The sequence below is a fragment of the Trinickia symbiotica genome (assembly GCF_003028655.1).
Taxonomy (GTDB): Bacteria; Pseudomonadota; Gammaproteobacteria; order Burkholderiales; family Burkholderiaceae; genus Trinickia; species Trinickia symbiotica_A.
Window position 1 is genome coordinate 151,649 of record NZ_PYUC01000014.1, and the last position, 21,095, is coordinate 172,743.

Sequence of the window (21,095 nt, forward strand, 5' to 3'; positions counted from 1 at the left end):
GCGGGCCGTCAGTGATCGAGCGCGCGAGCCGGAAATGCCCGTGGCAGCGGGATGATAGCGCGAAGCCATGACTATAAGAGCGCCAGACTGGTAAGCGCCCAACCGCATCAACGAATTGGACGCCGTGCTAATCGGCCGCGATTCGTCTACCTGTTCGACGTTGCACCCGCTCTCGCCCGGTCGGACGCGTGGGTGCGGTCGGCGCGAACCGCGGCCGTCACTTCTGCGCCGAGCAGGAAGACGACTGAAGAGAAGTACAGCCACATCATCAGAACGGCGAGTGATCCCGCAGCGCCGAAAGTGGTCGCTGTGCCCGCATGCGAGAGGTAAAGCGCGAACAGATGCCGGCCGACCGTGAAAAGTACGGCGGCGATGAACGCGCCGATTGCTGCGTGACCGTAGCGTATCCGGGTATCGGGCAGCCATTTGATCAGCGCGGCGAGCGCTACCGTGAGAATCGCGAGTGTGACGGCGGACTGGAGAATCGCGGCAATGATGACGACCGGACTGTCGCCGAAGATGGCGCGCGCGGCGATCTGAATTGCCGTATCGAGCACCAGTGATACAACGAGCAGGAATCCCAGGCCGAGCACCAGCGCGAACGACATCAGCCGCGCGCGCAGCAACAGCGCGAACCCTTTGATGCCGGGCGGCGACTCGGTGTCGAACACCGCATCGAGTGCGGTATTGAGCGAAGTGAAAGTGGCGGATGCGCCAACGATCAGCAAGACGATCGATGCCAGCGTCGCGAAGCCTCCGCCGGCCGAGTGATGCGCGTGCGTGACGATGTCCTGCATGGCACGCGCCGCGTCACTGCCGACGACGTTCTTGATCTCCGAGAACAACTGACCGCGCGCCGCTGCCTCGCCGAAGAACCAGCCGGCAACGGCGAGCACCAGGAGCAGCGTCGGCGCCAGCGAAAACGCGGAGTAAAAGGCGATGCCCGCGCCCATCATCGTGCATCGGTCCGACGAAAAGCCCTTGGCCGCGCTTATCGCGAGGCGAACAGGTTTCATGTTCAGCGCGCGCGTCCCGAACCGTTGCAGGCCAACTCCCGACATCGCGGATCTCCGTCCGAATACGCCGTGCGCATCGGGTAATGCCATACGAGCAATCGCTATGCCGCGCTGCCTAACCGACAAGTGGCGCCCCTGCTGCCCCGCCGACAAGCGGCGCCGTGCTGACCCACCGACAAGCGGCGCCGCGCTGCGTCTATGGGAAGGAGGCGATTACCGGCATGTGCGTTGCTGCGCGCTCGGATATCTCACCCACAATGGCGGAATCGAATGGAGACCATGCTCCTGTCCTCGCTACGCCCGACGCAGATGACGGTCGGCTTCGCCTACGTCGAAGTCAAATCGATCATCACACAAAGGCATGGGGGAACTGCGCTCGAGCCGTTCTTGCGCGATCACGCCATTCGCGTCGTCCGCGGCCCCGAAGGCACTTACATCGTCGATCACCACCATTGGGCGTTTGCGTGGCATCGGCTCGGCATTGTCGAGGCGCCCGTACGCGTGCAAAAAGACTATCGCGACATAGACAGCAACGACTTCTGGGCATTGATGCGCAAACATGGATGGCTGCACCTGTTCGATGAGCGCGGGCAGAGATGCGAACTCGAGGCACTGCCGAACTCGCTCGACGGCATGCAGGACGATCCCTACCACAGCCTCGCGGCCTTGGCGCGCCGCGCCGGCGCATACCGCAAGCCGAAGCGGGCCTACATATCGTTCGTGTGGGCGAACTACATGCGCGATCGTGTCAAGATCGATTCGGACACTCCCGGCGCGTTCAGCCTCGCGCTGCTCGAGGCGATGCGCGTCGCGCGCGAAGAGAACGCCGCCGACCTGCCCGGGTACATCGGACCCAAGTAACGCGCCGAGGTTGCCACTGGACGGTCGTCCCGGATGGCCATCTGAATAGGAGTCCACGGACGGTACCAGGACGCTGGCCCCGGCGCGCATTGCATGGGCGGTGGGCGCCGTGCGCCGTCTCGCCGTCTCTCTCACGGCATGGCCCTTGCGCAAGCGTCGTCGCCATTACTACCGGGGATGAATATGACCGCGGATAAGCGGCTGCGCGAGCTGCGCAGGGCGATGCGCGAGCGATTCGGCATCGCACGCCTGCGCGAAGGCCAGGAGGAGATCATCCGTAGTGTGCTCGCGCGTTGCGACACGCTCGCGACGATGCCGTCGGGCGCCGGCAAATCGCTGTGCTACCAGTTGCCGGCGTTGCATCTCGAAGGCATGACGCTCGTCGTGTCGCCGCTGATCTCGCTGATGAAGGATCAAGCGGACAAGCTGCGGGCCATTGGCCTCGAGCCTCTGCTCGTCAACAGCACGCTGAAACGCAAGGATGAAAAGGCCGTTCTCGATGCGTTACGAGAAGGCCGCAAACGCATCGTGTTCGTGACGCCCGAGCGGCTCGCGCAGCCCGCTTTCGTCGATATTCTCGCGGGCTGCACCCGGCGTCCCGTGGAGCTAGTGGTGGTGGATGAGGCTCACTGTGTCTCGAAGTGGGGCCACGATTTTCGTCCGGCATTCCTCGGCATCGCTCATGCGGTCGAGGCCATCGGCGCACCGCCCGTTCTTGCGCTTACCGCAACCGCCACGCGCGAGGTCATCGCGGATATCGTGCACTCGCTGCGGCTCCGTGAACCGACAATCGTACGCACCGGCACGTACAGACCGAACCTACGGTATCGCGTCGTGCACACGGGTGCTGGGCATGGCCGTCGCGAAGCGGCCCGAGCGCTCGCGCTGAAGCAGCAACAGCTGCTCGATTTGATCGGCGAACTGAAGGGCGCGGGGATCGTCTATGTCGCGACGTTGCGCGACGTGCAACGCGTACGTGCGTGGCTTGCCGCGGCCGGAGAAAGCGTGGCGCACTATCATGGCCGCTTGCCGGCGAACGAGCGCCGCGAGGAGCAAGACCGGTTCATGAACGGGCACTCACGTCTCATCGTCGCGACGAATGCCTTCGGCATGGGCATCGATAAACCCGATGTGCGATTCGTCATTCACTATCAAGTGCCGGGCAACCTCGATGCGTACTACCAAGAGACCGGACGAGCCGGGCGCGACGGTGAGCCGGCGGATTGCGTACTTCTGTTCGATCTCAACGATCGCCGTATTCAGCAGTTCTTTCTGGCTGGGCGATATCCGGACACAGGGCAGGTGCTGCAGGTATTCGATGCGATTGCGGGCGGAATAGCAGAGGCGCACGACGAACGGCAGTCGCGGTCCGACGCATCCGGCCGGACGCCGGTGTCCGCGAAAGCGCTCGCGAGCATGCTGCCGGACCTGGCGGCAGGCAAAGTGGATGTTGCGCTCGCCATGTTGGTTGACGCGCGGATCGTTCAGCGGGATCGGCAGCATCGTTACCGGCTGCGCAAAGCGGCAGCGACGGCTGAACTGCGAGATGCGGTGCCCCTTGCCGCGGAACAGTTTCAACGCATGCGCGAACGCGACCACAAGGCGTTGCAGCAGATGATCGACTATGCGCAGAGCGGGCGTTGCCGGTGGCGGCTGATGTTGGACTACTACGAGGAAGACGCCACAATTGAACGTTGCGGCACCTGCGACAATTGCATGCATCCGCCGCATGTGGAGCCGCTGCCGGAGCCCCGTTCAGCCGTGGCGATCGCGCACCGGCGCATGGAGCGCATGACCGAGGAGCGGCATGGATGGACACGCGGGGAAAGCGTCCGGGTCGCTCGCTTTGGCATCGGCGAAGTGGTCATGTCGACCGACGAGCAAGTGGCGATACGATTCCCCGATGGGAGCGTGCGCACCTTCGTTGGCGATCGCGTGCAGCGTGCGCCGCCACCCGCGTCGCAAGACGGCGATGCTGGCGCCGCGCAAGGAAGCGCCGTCGTGTAACCGTTATCGCGCATCCGCAACATCCGGATTGCGTTTGAAGCGCGTCGCGGTGTCGAGCCTCTACAAACGCGACGGGATCTCGGCAGCAAAATAGTCAGTCACCAGACGCACGCGCGGAGGCACAAAACGGCGCGTCGGCCAGACGATGCTGACATCGCGTGCGTCCCGAATGAAATCATCCAGTACAGTCATGACGTCGGGATGCTTGAGTTCGTCGACTAGGGAGAGCTTTGTGAAGAGACCGATGCCCACTCCCGCGAGCACGGCCGATCGTAGTGTCTCGACACTATTCGACGACAAGTTGCCTCGCACCGGGACACTGAACTTGCCGCGAGGCCCGTGAAATGGCCAGTGCGCTGATTCCAGCAACCCGCCATAGACCAGGCAATTGTGATTGACCAGTTCCGAGGGATCTTTCGGAATGCCGTGCTGCTCGAAATAACGACGCGATCCGACACAGATCAACGGAGTGCTGGCAATTCGCTTCACTATCGAATCCGGTTCGTTGACAACACCCACCCGGATCGCGAGATCGATCCGGTCATCCACCATATCGCGCGCGAAATCGGACAACACAAGATCGACCTGAAGACCGGGATGGCGGGCGAGCAGTTCAGGGATGAGCGGAAGCACGTGCAGGCGGCCGAATGTCGCGGCAGCGGCGATACGAACAAGGCCGCAGCAATTCTGCGTGCTGCTGCTCAGTTCGCTGTCGGCCGCCTCGATTTCCTCAAACAGCGGCTTGGTTCGCTCGTAATAGTTCCGTCCCTGATCCGTCAGTGTCACGCTGCGCGTGCTCCGGTTGAACAGCAGCACCCCCAGACGCTTTTCCAGCGCGCCGATCGCCTTGCTGATGGCGGATTGTGACTCGCCGGTTCTCCGCGCCGCAGCGGAAAATCCCCCCGCTTCGACAACGGCGATGAAGGCGCTCAATTCATGAAATCGGTCCATTGCGCTTCTCCTCCGCGATATATTCCCGTGGCGAATAAATTCTATGACAATCGCGACGATTATCATTTTTCTGGGTCGAAATTACGATGCCTGTTCCATCCATGAAGAGACAGAGGATTTCATGTCCACGCTCGCAGGTAAGGTCGCCGTCATCAGCGGCGGCACAACAGGTATCGGTTTGGCCATTGCACAACGATTCGTTGCCGAAGGCGCTTACGTTTTTATCTTCGGCCGTCGGCAGGCCCAGCTCGATGAGGCGGCCAAGTTGATCGAACGCAACGTCACTGCGATCCAGGCTGACGCCGCGGATCTCGATGACCTCGATCGCGTCGCAGCGGCGGTCAAGGCCGAAAAAGGTATCGTCGACATCATCGTGTCGAACGCGGGCTATACGGAGCAGGCCACGATCGACGCCATCACGCCGGAGCATTTCGACAAGGCGTTCAATCTGATGGCGCGCGGTCCGGTGTTTCTTGTGCAGAAGCTGCTGCCGATGATGACGGGTGGTGGGTCAATCATCCTGGTGTCGTCGGCCATGCACCTCATGGGGATTCCGGGCCATACCGCCTACGCAGCGACCAAGGCCGCGTTGCGGTCCTATACCCGCACCTGGGCCGCAGAATTCAGGGATCGCGGCATTCGCGTCAACATGCTCAGCCCTGGTGTCACCGACACGCCGATTCTCGATGCTCAGTCGGCGCCGCGCGAGCATCTGATCGATATGTACAAGAGCATGGTCCCGCTTGGCCGGCTTGCACGGGCCGAGGAGATGGGGAATGCAGCGCTCTTCCTGGCTTCCGAGCAGAGTTCCTATATGACGGGCGCGGATTTAATGAATGATGGGGGGATTGGGCAGGTGTGAGGCCCGATGCTACTCGCCTCTTCGAACTGCCTCTGGGTAGCCGTAGAGCTCTTCTCGAAACCAAGAAAATGGACCCATAAATTTCTCAACATATGGGTCCGTTTTTCTCAGATTATGCGTTCATCTACCGTAGGGCACCACAGTTAATGCAACGGCGCATGTCGAAAAATCAAAGACTACGCCAAGCCGCGCCATAGAAGTCTTGTCGAATATCGCAGAGTGCCTTGCGACTGGCCTAATTTCGCGCCAAAGCAGTAGCAGCTTTCTCCGACCCCAATTAGGAACCTCTTGTGGGATGAAGCACCAAGACAAAAAGCGACACGAGTGGCCGTCGAACGCGAAGAGATCTTCGCGGGTAGGCGGCCCCGCTCGCGATATCCGCGTGGAGCCCCGCCATGAAACCGGGCCGAATAGGCGCCGCCTGCGGCGCCCTCTTCACTGTGCTCGTACGTCCCGAATCAACGCTATCGCTCATTGGCGGCCTGCCAATTCGTCCGCCGACGGACCTGGCAGCAAACCGCCTGCGGACGGATCCAGACTATCGACCATTGCGGTCAATTTTTGAAAAAAGCTCGGTATAGCCGTGCTCTCGAGATAGATCGAAATAGCCTTTTCTTCTGGCCGATATCACTGCGTACCTATAGTCCGTGGGCGGGAGCACATTATAGAGAAATCCAAAACACTGCAACTCAACGCCAACGAATATATTTTCTGCAACCGATTTTTCGCGATTCGCTTCTATTAAAGCAGACAAAGCTCGGCGGCCATGTATCATCTGCAAAAAGCAAAGATAGACAATGTCAATTATATCAGCCCGGACCTGAAAAACATGATACCCCTCGCTTGCCCAAAGGCCGATAACACCGGTCGCGTCGCGAGCCGCTTTCATGAATGTATAGAAGGAGGCAATATTTCCAACGATTTCAGGACCGAGAGGGCCTAGACCGTCAACTGTTTTCTCAAAAACCGTAAAGTAATTCTCCTTTCTGGAAACATCCCCAAACCCAGTCGGACTCCACCTCCCAGTGCCTGTTTGTAGGTATAACCCAATAAAGGCACCGATTATGTTTCCAGCCGCAAACACTCTACCGATGCTAACAACTTCGCCTGCAAATAGATCCACCGCACTCAATCGCTTATTGGCCAATTCGTAACTTTGACGTATCAGAGTAACAAAAACTCCTAACCCAGTTGCTCCGACAACCGAATGCAAAAAATCGTTTTGCACGCCAGCCACTATCGCACTAGCGATTACAATTAATAAGAGTACAAGATATGAACCGAAAAGTATCAGAATGTCTTTGGTGTGCCGAGAGGCAATTCTCGCACTTGCAATCAACTGCGTCAATGTGACAATTATGTCAACACCCTTAAGACGGCGAGATGCATCGGCATTTTTTTGTTCACCGATTTTTCCTGGGGGCGAACGGCCGCCGTTTCGTACCTCGGTGGCTTGTTCGTAGGGTGTCGCGTAGCTATTTGAATCCTGCTTTCTGGCTATTAGAGCTTTTAGTTTTTCACTCAGTTGCTCGGACAGCAAATAATCGGCGTCATTCACTTGAACCTCCCGGAGACGCGCAAGGCGATTCGAGCGATGCGCAGCGCAAGCCCTATTTCCATGGACTGATTTCGAAGCGCAACTGAGCGTCCAAGTTGACCGGGTGGCCGCTCGTTACCTGAATGGTTGTGCGGAATTGGGTGGAGTTGACCGGAGTGAGCGCGAGGTTGCGCTGCACAGGTGGCGCGGTTGATCCTGGAGAATCACTTTCCCACCAGTATCTCGCGGTCCATGGCGAAACGTCGGTTGTGAGCTCGATGATCGCGGCGCCACTGAAAATCTTACTGCCTTCATATTGGCCGTCCGAGGCGTCAGCCCCATTGACCTGAAAATCAGGCATCAGGACGTTGAGCGCGAGGCGATACGCAACCGTCGGATCGCTTGGATTTTTCTTGCCCCAGTCCGCCATGAACACGGTGGACAGCAGCTTAGATACTGCAGGCTTTGGTCTGCCGGGCAGACGCAATTCTTTGTGCTCGAAGACGGCTGCGGAGTCTTCCACGGCGACACGGCGCGTGAGATACCATGACTTGTTGCGCAGTGAGACAAGTACCTCGACGGGGTATGCGGCATCCAACCTGTTCAGCGCGTCGGCATCGGCAAGGCAGCCCGGCGGCAACGTCACGTCGTTCACGTCGAGCCAGACGTCCACTCGATAGTTGCCGAAGAGAAAGCGCTGAAGGTTCTGGTAGCCCTCCTCGCTGTTCACGATGCCAAAAAAGCCGGAATGGCTGCGGAAGGCAAAGGCCTTGGCGCACGGCTCAACAGTGCCCGAGTTATCGAAGCCGGCGAGATCGGCGTTCTGTATCTTGACCAGCCCGTCGCTGCCTTTGCCGACAAACGTCCTCGACAGACCGAACGCGACCTCGTAGTCCTGCCGGTTGGTCCCAATTAGTGTGAAGATCCTCCTTGCGGCAAGGCATCCCTCCGGCATCCATGCAACGGATCTTGTCGCTAGGTACCGCTGAACGAGATCGAGGTACTTGGACATCCTGTCGCGGTTAAACGTGTCGATCTCATGTGGAGTTAGGAAGGAAGGAACGTTTGTCCCCAGTATGTCGATCCCGTTGTGCGGAGTCGCATAGGTGAATAGCTTCAGCACCTTCTTATATAGGCTTTTCGGGTCGACCGCACGATTCTGCAGAAAGGTGCGGGCAACGAGACCGCCCATGGAATGGGCGACGAGATAGCACCTGAAGTCGTCCCGCGTCGCGTATCCGTTGGGTCCGATTTCGATGAGGCCTTGCATGTGCTCGATCAAAACCGCAAGGTCTTCCGCGAACTTCGTGATGGGAGGGGTCTGGCCGTCGCCGAGCAGCGCCGAAGCCTGATCGTAGTAGTGGTGAACGACAATGGAGCGCCGGGGAATCTGCGTGTTGTAGCCAGCGGTGGCCAGGTCAGTACCCTGCGTGATGACGTTCGCGTAGTGATGATCGGAGATGAGCCGCATGAGCGGCGATTCGAACACAAATCGCGCGGGAGGTGTTGGAAGCGGCCGCGCCCGAAAGACCGTTGACCCGACGTTGAAGCCGCAAAACGGATCGGCTGTCGTTTCATCGATATCCGATTGATTCATCGCGAAACCACGGATGTATATGATCGGGTGGTAGGAGTCAGGATCCGCAGTGAAATGCGCCATTCGTGTCCTCCGAGCCGACAGCCTTTCGCTTTACAGAAGGCAGGTTTTCAGCGAGCAAGGAGCATTGCGACGCAGGTCGCATCGGCATGCTCGCCCGACGATATCTGACGTAATCGCCCTAAGCGCTTTTCAGGCTTCCTGCAGGATTTCCCGTCGATCAACAACCGCGCATGCCATACCCGCGCCGAACAGGGCGCGCAACAGCTAATGTGGCAGCGTCGACTACGTGCTTGCCCCACACAACCTGCCCATGATCCCACCAGTCCCCTTTTCCGCCACGGCAGCACTGAGCCGTTTCAGTCACCTAAGAGCAGTTTTTCCGGCGCACGCGCCAGGCGTTTTTAAATCAAAATGCCGCGAGCATCGAACACGAACGATTTCGCGAATGCACAGATGAATGACATGCGGATGATGCGTGATGGCTCACGATGTGCCGAATGCTTCCTTTACTCTCTCCGCCTCAAGCTTGATACTGATATAGATCCATTGCGAGAGCAGCGACGGACAAAAACAAGGTTGCATCTGCCTCGGAGTTTGGAGACCACATGAGAGCCAAGTAAATCGCCGCATCGCCAAGTCTTCCGACGCGCGTAGAGCTTCTGCCGTCGTTGTTTAAAATCGCCTCCCAGTTCCGGCCGAGACTCACGTAAATGCCGTGTTTAGTTCACTTCGAACTCTGCTTCCTTCACCGCTGTCCCCTTCCAACATTGTAATGCGCACCGCCGAAAATCAGTAGTCCGCCTGGAACAATCGCGAGCACCTTACACGACGCGGTTCTGAACACCAAACGAGGCTGGCGCCGCGACTTAAGTATGCTGACCAAGAGTCAATCGCACATCGGAGGGAACATGGTCGCAACAGATAGCCTCATCGTCGGAGAGTTCTACTGGGTCAACTGCGGATGCTCCTACCGCTTTCCAGGAATTGGTTTGAAAGGACTTTGCTAGAAGCCGGTCGGCCCTACCGAAGGTGGCAGGTCAACATCGCGCAGGCAGCGGCGCCGAGGTACGCGCACCTGTTGGAATCGATCGAGTTCGCAGGTAGTTCACCGGTATGTCACGATGCAAGAATGTCCGATAAATCGATACTGGCGACCTATCCTTGAGGCTGACATGCTCTAATGCAGTGGCTTTCCGGGGCTCGAAAAGCAAGGCGCTAGCAAAGCTAACCAATTTGCTTCGAGTGTGATTAGTCGAACGCTTCATTGCAGTGCACATTCGTGTGGCGGATTGAGTCGCATGATGCGTAGAAACTGTAGTCGTCGCCGGCTGTCTTGGTTTTCTTGCTATCGTACTCCTGCCAAAGTTGGGACGCCGGAGCCGAAGGAGAGCCGATTCGTCGTTTTGCTCGGCAATGTCACTAAAGCGGTTATCCCGATCTTGTTGATTTGGTCACTTTTCGTCGTCGCGATGAACATGAAGGCTCGCACATTGGTTGAGCCGATTTTTGTCCCAAAGGAGCTCGTCGATATCGGCCTAACCGACGTTGCGGCGCAAAGGGCATTGGTCACCAAGCTCCAACAGGTTGTCAGCGACGCACGCGAGACGATGCCAGGCGACATCAAAGACCAGGTGCAGGCTGACGAGCCGGAGCCGGTGGTCGACGTGCCGGGCACGGGCATTTCGCTGCAGAGCATAATCCAATATACAAAGCAGTCGATTCACTTTGGCGACGTGACTATCCGCAGCTCGTTGATAAAGGACAAGACGGGCTACAAGGTACATGTCTATATCACGGACCCTTCCTCGGATGTGGACGACGAAACGACTCCCGCGGTGGAAACACCGCTCGGCGCACTTTCGGCTGCAGCCCTTGTTGTTATGAAAAAACACAATAAATTCATCTATGCTTCCGCTCTTGCGACACGCGACAGAAAAGAGTGTTACAAGTCAAGCAAATGCGGTTACGAGGAGACGACGAGTGCTTTCCACGAAGTTTTAAAGGACGATGCGTATGTCCGTTACCATAAATGGAGCTGGCTTGCTCTTTCAAAGATCGATGAAGATCAACACAATTATGCTGGCGAAGTAACGAAATCTCTATTGGCGGTCCGCCAAGACAGAACATTATTCTGGGCGTATTACAATTGGGGGATAGGACTCAGCGAGCAGGGATGCGACAAACAGGCTCTACAAGCATTCCAACAGGCTCTGAGCTACCGACCGAGGTCCGATTTCGCAAATAACGCGGCGGGCAGACAAGCACTCATTCTGGCCACGGAAGCAGACGGTGTTGACCGGCACGGACGGAAACGGTACCTCGACCTTGCATCCAGTTATTTAATGATCGCAACGGAAATCAATCCAACGTACTCGGAAGCATATGTGAATCTTGCGAAAGTGTTTATGAAACTGGGCGACGAGCCAGATGCGACAGATGCTTTCGATGCGGTCCTTCTTGCAGACTCGCCGCAGGTGCGGCGCGCAGATTACTTTGAGAACAAGGCAAATTTGACGATTGGGAGTGGGCTCAAGCCGCGACATTCGCTTCTGAACTCGATGGTCAATGCCTTGAAAGATGCGCACGTCGACGATCCCATGTGCAGCAATGACCAGCTGGCTGGTTCGATTCTAGAGTCGAAGGGCTGCTTGTCTCCCGAGGAGAAGCAGTTCGAAAGCGAAGCGGGAACGCAGCTCGCGAATGCACGAAAGGCGCGACTGAACGCCACGGGCGGCGCACCGGATTGCGAGCGCCAAAGCATCGACGCGAACGTTGGAGAAGCCGCTCCCAAACTTCTTGCTCCTGTTTACTGAGCCGATCGTATCTCACGAACGGCTATTCAGATTAGCGCCCGTGCCACCTCCTGTCGCAGCGCGGCGCGAGGCAAGAGGGATGGTACTTGCTGGACCGCGGCATCAGTCCAGTGATATAGGCGCGCTTGTCTTGCGATTACCCATGTGAAAGATAACTCCTCATAGGCCGACTCCTCAAATTCCTCTGGTGTGAAGACGTGGATGTCCAACGGGTGCAACACATCAAATAGAAGCCGCCTCGCGGCTCGCACCCGGGCATCCGAACGCTCACAGCCGTTGAGGATTAGAAAGAGATCAAGGTCGCTTAGCTCACTGGCAGATCCGATCGCATAGGACCCGAAGGTCCCGACGACGAGCGGCGCATACGCGTCTGCGACGCGTCGCGAGATTCGCATGATGTCATTCTCAGTCAGCATGACTTAGCCTATCGAGTAATTTGCTACCAACAGAATGTCCTCAATCTTTGATGGGTCGAGTCGCGTCTGTCCAGCGACCGTGATCGCTAGTCCCGGCGACACGCTCGCGGCTGGCACGGTCAGCACCAACGTCTGCGGAGCCGCGAGCGAAGGCGCGAGCGTCGCGGTCGCCGTGAGTGCAGCAATCGCATCGCCGGTAGACGTCTGTCCCGGTGCTGGCGCCAGAGACAGCGCGGAAGACGTTCCGCCGGACGGACCAAAATTGGCAGCGATGGTGTTGCCTGCCGCCGGAACCGAGAGAACGACATAGAACGTGATCGCGTCGATTTTTACGCTGCCGAGATTGGAGAACGGGAAGACCGCGGCCGTCATTGGCAGGGTCAGCAATTCCTGCGTGGCGGTGGTGTCAAGGGGATTGAAGAAGGTGTAGAAGGCGTCGCCGAAGGTGCTTCTCGTGCTGATGAGGATCGATCGTGCAGTCTGCGGCTTCAACGCAGCACGGACGTTCTGAGCGGCAGTCAGATCGCCTCCTCCGCGAGCCGAAAACCGGATGTGAATAACGACGTCGGTAATCGTCGCGAAGTCGAAGTTGTTATCGCGAGGATCAAGCACAAGATTGAAGGTGCTGATGACGCCTTGCCCTTCGAATGGCCGCCAGCGCTCCTCATTCAAATTGTCCTCAAAGAGGCCGGGATCGTTCTGACCGCTGCTGGTCGCAATGACTACCGTGCCTTCTGGTCCTATGGGTGAAACGATCACCGACGGGTCGTTCGGCGCGGTGGTCGCTTTCTGCGATTTGTATGAGGCGTCGGGCGGCTTTGTCCGGACCATAGCGCTCGTAAGGCTCAGCGTGGCATTTACGCCGGTGTACGGCCCGGTCACGCACGGAATAGTTAGCGCCACCGCGCGAAACCGTCGGAAGTACTGGCCCGGATGATCGTACTCGAACGCTGCTTCGTCGAGTGTGATCTGACAGGAGCCGGTTTCTCGAAGCATCACGAGCGCGGTTGGGTTCGTGATTGCCAGCGATATGTTTTTCGTCAGCTCAAGCTCTCGGCTATTTTCCGCAAGATACTGCGACTCCATGCGACGCAGGTCAAACAGGAGGCTGTCTCCCGCCGTGAGTCCGCTGTGCTGGCTGTTCCAATAGCCGAACTCGATGAAGCTATCATGGTTGCCCAGCTCATACTGGAACGCGTTCTCTGCCTGCAGCGCAAGTGAGAACGCGAGTTGGTAGGCCTGCGCGTAGACTGTGGTGAGCTGACTGATCATCCAGTTGTACAGTTGCGCGTTTGTATATTTGTTCGTGAGGAAGTCGCTCAACGCCTGGGCGTTGGAGATCTGCGCGTTCTGAATCGAAATTTCCTTGTTTGCGATGTCGAGGCGATCAGTCGCTGCTGCAATTTGACTGCCGAGCTGCGTCAATTCCGCTGAGGCCAGCTGCGCTTGCAAGTTCCAGTCGTCCATGCGACGTTGATAGCTGCCCATCGTGCTGGCGATCATTCCCGCCTGTGACAGGAGGCCGCCGATCCCCCGGGCAACGCCGGCCTGTGAAGCAACTGCACCCGCGATATTCTCGCCACCGAAACTCATGGAGACGTTCGGGCTGCCGCCGAAGCCGGCGATGCCAATCGAAAAGCTCGGGATGAGATGCGCTTCCCCTGATGCCATGTCGAGGATTACCCCTAAGCCGTTGGCAATGAGCGCATATCCCTGCAAGGCGATCGCTGCCGTCTCGTAGCCATTCATGAACGCGATGCTCGAGTAGAACTTATAGCGGATCTGTACCACTGCTTGCTGGTTCTGAAGCGCCGAAATTTGATCTTGAGCCTCGGTTGCTTGGAGGTTCTTGACGTCGAGCATTCGCGTCTGGATGTCGAGCTCCTGGTTTGCACGCAGGGTCTCCAGCGTCTCAGCGTCCTGTTTCTCTAGCGCCGACAGGATCAGAGCGCCATAGTTGCGAACGTCATTCGTCAGCTCGATCGCTTTTTGCAAGTATGTTGAAAAGCGGTAGATTGGTGCCGCCTGGGTCGCGCCGGAGACTCCCTCTCCTCCTTGCGCCGCTTCGATCAGTTGGAGCGGATTGAGCGGAGGTGCGTACAAGGCCGGCGGCTGCGCGACACCGCGAATGTTCAAACAATGGCGAATGTTATAGAGACGCGTCGCGACCTTTTCCCAGTAAGCGAGAAGCTGTTCGTTTGGTGGAATGCAGAAAAGCAGCGTGTTCCCCAAGGCGGGAAACTGTGGGGGTGATGCCGTGTCGGCGGTGCCCTGCACAATCGCCGATGGCGGTTCCGGTGCAACCACGAGATTCTCGACTGGCACGAGCACGTTAGAGAACGCGTCGATGTCCTTGAGCGCGGCGTACGTAACCGGCTCTGAGTTCGACTGGCTGTTCGGCGCCCGCACCGCGTCAGGCTTGGGACCAAGAATCATATCCGCGACGATGTAAAGCTGCTCGGCCTGACTCACGTTTTCCACGGTGTACTGCGTGCCTCCGTAATACCAGTCGCCCCAACCCAACAATACGTCGAGCATCCTCATCACTGTGGCCTTGCCGTAGGCCGAAATGCGCAGGCTGGCAATGGCATGCGGATCGAAGGGATCTTGTATCCAGTTCTGGATCGCAGCCGTGGTTGCGGGATCACTGATGCCTTGCTGCGAGTCGGCAGCTAGCTTCGAAAGTAGCGTCTGGATCTGCTGGCTGATCCAGTCCGCGGAATTCATGGCGTTGAAGGGCGCCATCTGCCAGAAACGCTGTGGCGACGGTCCCCCGCTGTTGTCGGTGGGGTTAAAGATGTACTCCAGCCATGTCAGCGCATCCTTGAACTGCCGGTTCCGCAGGAGCAGCGACGCCATGAACATTGGGATATGGTAGAAGACCTCCCAGTTGTAGAGCGAATACGCACCGGAGGATCCCGGTGCGAAGTCAAGCGACGTCTCGCCGGGGTCGGGTGCGCCAGACGTGCCCGGGTACGGCGCCGCGACCGGCGGTTGCGGCTTATAGAGCGCATTGAAATCGAAACTGGGCGCCCAGCCTCGCACGGCCTGTGGGTTCAACTGAAGGTTGCGGGACATCAGTTGGGAGATGCCGCCAATCTCCAGCTCGCGCAGGAATGTCCTCGCATAGGGATGATAGAAAGTTTCAAAGACGTAGCGCGTCTGCCACTGGCCCACGTAATTGAGACTGAACAGCTCCTGGGGCGAGCTCGAAACCGTGAAGTACTCGGGCACGACGAGGTAGGTCCGAGTGCGATCGGCGACGAAGAAGGGATCCGCGGAGTCAAACACTGGCTCCTGTACCGGGATTATGATGCGAGGGTCAGCGATCGTTCCTAAGAGCTCGACGCTCGTGGCCGGCGCTTTGTAGCCGTTGAGCCATAGGACATTCAATGGGACGACCTGCCCGGATGTGTTCTGCGTGTAGTCACCGTAAACCAAATCCTGACCGGACGTACCGTATTGCAATGGGGTGGCCAAGCTGCCCCACATGGTCTGGGTCGCAACGAAAGCGTACGTCGGCTCTTGACTAGGATCGATGTACTGCTGGCGTGGAAGAAGCGCCGGCACCTCCGTCACAGTAAGCCTTGATTCCGGAAGGGGAAGCGTCGCCTTGGCGACGATCGTCGACATGCCTGATGTATCAATCACGCGCAGCGCCCCTCCATCCATCGCTGAACCGATTGCTTCATCGACGGCGAACGCCACATCGATTGCCTGCAGCATCACGACGAGGTAGACCTGTATTTGCAGGTTAAACGAGCTGTCCTCGGATGCCCGGAAAGAAAATGCGATTGGAGGATCCTCCGAATTGAAGTAGAGCTTCTCGCCAATGGTCCGCTTGGCCTGCCATTGCCCGGCGCTGAACTCGCTCATCGCGAACTGAACCGCCCAGAACTTTTTGGGGGCCGAAGAGCGACCGCCACCACCGCTGGACGGTACCGTTTGATCGGTCTGTTTTTCGGATATCTGCTTGAAAATGGGCCACACCAGGTGGAGCCGCCGATCCCAGATGACGGGGATAAGATGGTCCGACGCAATATCGAGGTTGAGCAACTGCCATGCGCTCCAGCTGCCGGTTCCTGAAGTATGTGACGTGCGCGTGCGGTAATACCATTGCGCTGGCGCCGCCTTCGTGCGCGCAAAAACGTGCAGCACCGTCGATCCATCCGCCTTGGTCTCGTTGTAGTGAGCGGCCACATGCAGCCGGGCGACTCCAAGCAGCTTTCGCAGATAGTTCTCCGTCGCTGCTTCAGCAGTGTCCGCTGTGTAGCTGCTCTGCTGCATGTCGTTCTTGAGATCCGTAAAAAACGACGATGCGTCTTTGCGCAGCTCAGGGAGCACATAGTTCTCAGGGTAAAGAAATACTTCCCGATTCGCCTGCCACAGCCGGTACTGCTTCCTCCACGACCACTCGTTCCACGCCGCATTCGACATGTCGATCGTCACATTGCTCGAGAAGAAAAAGAGATTCAGGAAGCACTGCTGTACAAATTGCTGGATAGCCAGCGAGGCCTGGAGTAGCCGAGTCATGAGAGCGCACGCCGACATCTCCGGATCGATAAGGTAGTAGTTGAAGATATCGTCGGCCGTCAGGAAGAGCGGCGCAGACGTCGCGGCTCCGGGACCGAGCAGATAGGCAACCAGCGCATCGCGACGGCTCGTGCGGAGCGCATCCTCAACCGGCTGAATGGCGGCGAACCACGCGCTCTGTGCGTATTGCGCTTGCAGCGCTCCCCTTGCAGCTGCTGCAGTGTCGGCCGTAGCCGTATCTGACGACAACTGAACCAGCGTCGGACCACTCATGCCGTAGCGCGCCGCCACGTCCAGAGCAGCAGCGATTGCCGCGATCATGGCAACATCGGCAAGCGACCCGGGTTGGCTGCCGGCGGTCAAACTTGGGTTTTTGGCGCCAAGCGCGTTCGCAATGGATGCGACGTCGCCAACACTGGCGTTTAGCGCTACTGCCAAGCCCGGCACGTTGGCAACGCCACCGCCAGCCCATGCACCGTTTCCCGCCGAGCCGTTCAGCGTGAAAGAGGATGTGCCGGTTACAGTGATGGTGAATGTTCCGTTCGCAGCCGTATTCCCGGTCACATGTGAGATCACCACTTGGATACCCGTCTGCAGACCGTGGGCTGATGCCGTGATGATCGCAATCGGCGAGGCATTAGATGCTGCCGTGATACTGAGCGACGGTCCAGCAATTGCCGTTGCCAGATCTGGCGGCAGCGGATTTGGGGGAAGCCAACTGCCGAGGACGTCGACCATCTTAGGCGCGCGAGCTGGCTGCCGCTGATTGAGCTTGAGCAAACGGAGGAGAGCCTCAAATTCGTCGTAGGGGCTATCGTCCCGCGACGTGATCGGCAGTTCACTTGGATCAAGCCAATTGAATACAGCAGCGTTTTGGATCACGAACGTGAATGTCGTTTCGGTCGGCTTTAGCGCCGCGAACAGCGCGGCCGACTTGGCAATGGACGTGAAGGCCCGGATCAATGCCGGAAACTGCGATGGGTCGACCGAAGGCGTCTGAGCCACGAGCAGCGCGATCGTCTTGGAGTCGAGCGGCAGAACGCCCGTTTGCGCAAGCACCGGCGAGACAACATTCGCGCTTGTTCCGGTTGCCGCCGCAAGAGTTGTGATAAAGATCGTCTGAATTGCCGTCGCGTCGTAGGTCGGGACATTGATAACGCCCCCGCTTGTCCAATTTCCGCTTCCGACGGAGCCATTCAAAGTGAACGAGGTTGGGTTCGTGACCGTGATCGTGAATGTGCCGTTTGCGGCCGTGTTGCCCAGCGCACCGATGATCGTCAGTTGGGTGCCCGTCTTTAGGCCATGGGCCTTCGCCGTCGTGATCGTGATGGGCGTCGCGTTCGAGGCACCCGTGATTGCAATCGTCGTGGCTCCCGGCAGCTTAGCGATCGCGTCACGGATTGCTTGCAGTACCGTGGTTCCTTGAAGGGATGTAAATGTCAGTGAGCTCTGATTCGAGGATTGGGCTCGGAGCAGATAGTCGAGATCGCGGACAGCAATCCCGGTGGCCTGAAGCACTGCTAAACGCCGCAAAAATTCGAGCGTGTCCGCTGGCGCTCCGCCGAAGGGTTTTCCTTTGGTGAGCTGGACCCACAATATAAGACTAGGAATATCGAGCGCGAGGGCATTGGCCAGCCGCTGGTACCGCAGCAATACGTTGAGCGTGTCGAGCGATAGGGTTTTCGAGGCGCCTGTGAACGCTAGGATCGCCGAAATGTCGTCAGCACTCAAAGCCAGCGCGCTCGCGATTGCGTTCTGTTCCGCGGTCGGCGTTGTCGGCGGCGTGTTGAAGATTGGGTTTCCTGAAAGCAGACCGGTCGCGATGCCGTCGCTTGTCCAAGGCCCGTTGCCCGCCGACCCGTCTAGGGTGAACGACGTCGGGCCCGTGACTGTGATGGTGAATGTTCCATTGGCCGCAGTATTACCAAGCGCTCCGACGATCGACACCCGTTGGCCCTTCTTGTAGCGGTGCGGCAGTGCGGTCGTAATCGAAATCGGCGATGTATTCGACGCGCCGGCAATCTTGTTTTGACCGACCGGCGAGAAAATGGAGCTCCAGCTTGCTAGGACGGCCGGATTGCGGAAGACCTCGCTATACGTAGACGGAACAATCGTATCTTCATCACCGAGATGGTTTATTACATCACGGGTCTGGAGCGGCATCCAGAACGTGAGTACTTCCTGAAACGCCAGCTTGAGCCGTTTCTGTACGCTCATCGCGCCCTCGAGGAACACAATGAAACTGTCATCGAGCTTTCCGGCCGCAGCCGCTTCCAACGCCCAGTCTAGTTCCCACATTGGGAGCCCGCTAGCATTCCAAAGGCGGAGGAATCGGTTCGCACGGCTGAGGACATCAGCCGTGAGACCAGTGAACGCCATTGCATCGGTGTCCGACTCGACAATCTGCACGCCGCCTGTTGTCGTCGTACCAAGCTTCAACGTCACGCTCGATTGCGTGACCCAGATCGTCTCAAGGAGCTGGTAGAGTTGCTGCAGCGACAGACCCGCACGATTGAGCAGCAGCGGGACTTTCGAGAGGGCCGCCACCCAGTCGACAGGGTTCGGGACGTACGGCGTGCGCGTCTTAGGATCGATGACGTTGGCGGGATGTTGAGCGAATCCCCACCATTCCCAGGCCTGGTGCATATCAGTGCCATTGATAACCTTCTGCATCGCCGGATTGATACCAAGGCTAGCAGCAGCGATGCTCGGCGCGAGCACAGCTGAAATGGGACTGCCGGCGAACAATGACAGGATCGCGGCCCGTGTGCTTCCGAGCGCGGCAACATACGCGGTCGTCTGAGCGAACGGGAGGTCGAACGGTAGCGATATCGGGAATACCGTCTTCGCCGTCAGATCGTACGCGATCTGCGATATCTGCTGGGGTAGCGCACGGCGCTCCGAAGATGTGCCGATGGTTTCGATAAGCGTCACCGGCGTCGCCGGTGGCGTGATTGCTCCCTCGAGCAGCTCGTTGACCAGATCGATGTAAGGCAGTGTGATGTTCGTGTTGTTGCAGTTCAGTGCGAGGTACTGAATATCAGGTCGCCGCAGGAACAAGGCATCGCGCGCGTTACTCACACCACCGCCGTTCCCGCTGAATCCTTTTAGGTATTGCAGAAGATCGACTAGATAGGCCGCCGGGCTGTAGACTGACTGGCAGTCGTCGCACTGAAAATAGTCAAGTGACCCGAACAGCGCCTGCAGATCCGGGAAGCCGGAAAGCAGCTTGGGATCGGGCACAGCCGATTGCATCGATGCTGGGCCGAGACCGTTGAACTGTAAGTTATAGCGGCCGAACGCCATGAGCGCCGTCGCGTAAGTCATCTGGGCGCGCGCGTAGGCCATCTTTGCGAATGAGGCGCTCCCAAGTCTCTGCGTCATCTCGGCCAGGAATGGTCTGCGGCCTTTGAAATATACGCTTTGCGCCGATGTGTATCCAGCTGAGTGCAACGCCTCCACCGACGCGTAATCCGGCGAAATTCGGTAGAGTCGTTGCGCCGCTTTCAACGAGCCAAGAGCGTCGGCTGAGACGCTTACTTTGTTGGTTGCGATGTATCGATCGATGTTGCTATGCCTGATGTTGAAAGTCGAGTTCGCTGTTGCTGTCAGAAACTCGATCAGCTCTGGCTTCGCCTTGAATGACGATGCAGCGGATTTGGTCAACCCACCGGCGAATGCGACGGATGGATACCGGCGGGCAAAGCGCGCGGTGAGTGCCTTAGCGAATCGAGCGATTCGCTGTTGTGCGGTGTCGGCCGGCAGCACCTGCGAGATGCTGGTCGCATCCGGATCGAGCTCGGTAATGCGCGCGATCCAGTCATTCTCGTCGAGGAGCGCTAACTGTTGCACGCCAGCGAGCGTCTTCTGCGATAGGCGGTTCAACGTGTCCTTGACGAGCGGCAGATTCCCGGTTAACAGCTCGCCAAGGCTGAGCGTCGTTTCTAGTGTGGCGAGCTCGTCTGCGGGCAGACTCTTATCGGTGCGAAGCGCCTTCCATGTTGGACCGAGCTGACCGCCGTTCGACGCGTAGGCGGTTACGAACGCCGTCTTAACCGAGTCCGTCACATTCCCAGCAGCAAGAAGATCACCCAAAGGCGTCTTGCCACGGATGTATGGCGTCTTAGCTACCTGCAGGGTACGCAATGCGTCGATGCGGTTCAGCTCATCGCCTTGAACGGCGGCGTACGAAGCGGATAAGACGTTAGCTGCGATCGCCGTGGTGAGCACCTGTTCGAGCGAGGCCCGTGAGTGAGCCAACACACCATTCATCACTTGAGCGATGAACGTTGCATCAATGCCAGAGTCGGGCAGCGCGCCAAGCGCCGAGTTGAGGGATGCCGGAACACCTTGGTAGAAGAGCCCGAACAGCGTAAGCACCCGGCAAAGGCGCCTTGAAGCGCAGGAGTTCTGACGCGAGCATCGTGCCCATTAACAACTTTAATGGACAGGTGTACACGATGGAAGAACTGGCAGCGAATCCCGAAGTCGCGGTGCAG

At 58.3% G+C, this 21,095-nt stretch carries 10 protein-coding genes; 4 read left to right on the forward strand and 6 right to left on the reverse strand.

Translation table 11 applies throughout. The annotated features are described in order from the left end of the window. Window positions 1-146: 146 nt before the first annotated feature. Window positions 147-1,016, reverse strand: coding sequence for a YihY/virulence factor BrkB family protein (locus tag C9I57_RS25175; RefSeq protein WP_258187814.1), 870 nt, complete (start codon window positions 1,014-1,016; stop codon window positions 147-149). 270 nt (window positions 1,017-1,286) lie between these two features. On the opposite strand from C9I57_RS25175, the gene C9I57_RS25180 reads away from it, so the two are divergent. Together C9I57_RS25180 and C9I57_RS25185 are read left to right on the forward strand one after the other, a co-directional pair. Beyond that, the gene (locus tag C9I57_RS25180) at window positions 1,287-1,877 is read left to right on the forward strand and encodes a ParB/Srx family N-terminal domain-containing protein (protein WP_258187811.1); all 591 of its coding nucleotides are present in this window, start codon (window positions 1,287-1,289) and stop codon (window positions 1,875-1,877) included. Window positions 1,878-2,054: 177 nt separating this feature from the next. Next, a complete protein-coding gene (locus tag C9I57_RS25185; RefSeq protein ID WP_107153299.1) occupies window positions 2,055-3,884 on the forward strand; it encodes a RecQ family ATP-dependent DNA helicase in 1,830 nt (609 codons plus the stop codon). Between the two features lie 60 nt (window positions 3,885-3,944). Here the strand turns inward: C9I57_RS25185 and C9I57_RS25190 are convergent, their stop codons facing one another. After that, the gene (locus C9I57_RS25190) at window positions 3,945-4,835 is read right to left on the reverse strand and encodes a LysR family transcriptional regulator (protein WP_107153300.1); all 891 of its coding nucleotides are present in this window, start codon (window positions 4,833-4,835) and stop codon (window positions 3,945-3,947) included. A 121-nt stretch (window positions 4,836-4,956) separates the two neighbouring features. On the opposite strand from C9I57_RS25190, the gene C9I57_RS25195 reads away from it, so the two are divergent. Then, on the forward strand, window positions 4,957-5,697 hold the full coding sequence (locus C9I57_RS25195; protein WP_107153322.1) for an SDR family NAD(P)-dependent oxidoreductase: 741 nt from the start codon (window positions 4,957-4,959) through the stop codon (window positions 5,695-5,697). Window positions 5,698-6,235: 538 nt separating this feature from the next. On the opposite strand, the gene C9I57_RS32515 is transcribed toward C9I57_RS25195, so the two are convergent. Both C9I57_RS32515 and C9I57_RS25200 read right to left on the reverse strand, forming a co-directional pair. Further along, entirely contained in the window at window positions 6,236-7,255 is a 1,020-nt protein-coding gene (locus C9I57_RS32515; RefSeq protein WP_146166260.1) for a hypothetical protein, read from the reverse strand. A gap of 52 nt (window positions 7,256-7,307) precedes the next feature. Continuing rightward, complete coding sequence (locus tag C9I57_RS25200) at window positions 7,308-8,894, reverse strand: hypothetical protein (protein WP_107153301.1); 1,587 nt, start codon at window positions 8,892-8,894, stop codon at window positions 7,308-7,310. Between the two features lie 1,238 nt (window positions 8,895-10,132). On the opposite strand from C9I57_RS25200, the gene C9I57_RS25205 reads away from it, so the two are divergent. Then, window positions 10,133-11,647 carry a tetratricopeptide repeat protein gene (locus tag C9I57_RS25205; RefSeq protein WP_146166261.1) on the forward strand — a complete coding sequence of 505 codons (1,515 nt, stop codon included), beginning with the start codon at window positions 10,133-10,135 and terminating at the stop codon, window positions 11,645-11,647. Between the two features lie 26 nt (window positions 11,648-11,673). Here C9I57_RS25205 and C9I57_RS33695 read toward each other — a convergent pair whose 3' ends face one another. Together C9I57_RS33695 and C9I57_RS25215 are read right to left on the reverse strand one after the other, a co-directional pair. Beyond that, window positions 11,674-12,063, reverse strand: coding sequence for a nucleotidyltransferase domain-containing protein (locus tag C9I57_RS33695; protein ID WP_107153303.1), 390 nt, complete (start codon window positions 12,061-12,063; stop codon window positions 11,674-11,676). Between the two features lie 3 nt (window positions 12,064-12,066). Beyond that, window positions 12,067-20,976, reverse strand: a complete 8,910-nt coding sequence (locus tag C9I57_RS25215; RefSeq protein ID WP_107153304.1) for a neuraminidase-like domain-containing protein — start codon at window positions 20,974-20,976, stop codon at window positions 12,067-12,069. Window positions 20,977-21,095 lie beyond the last annotated feature (119 nt).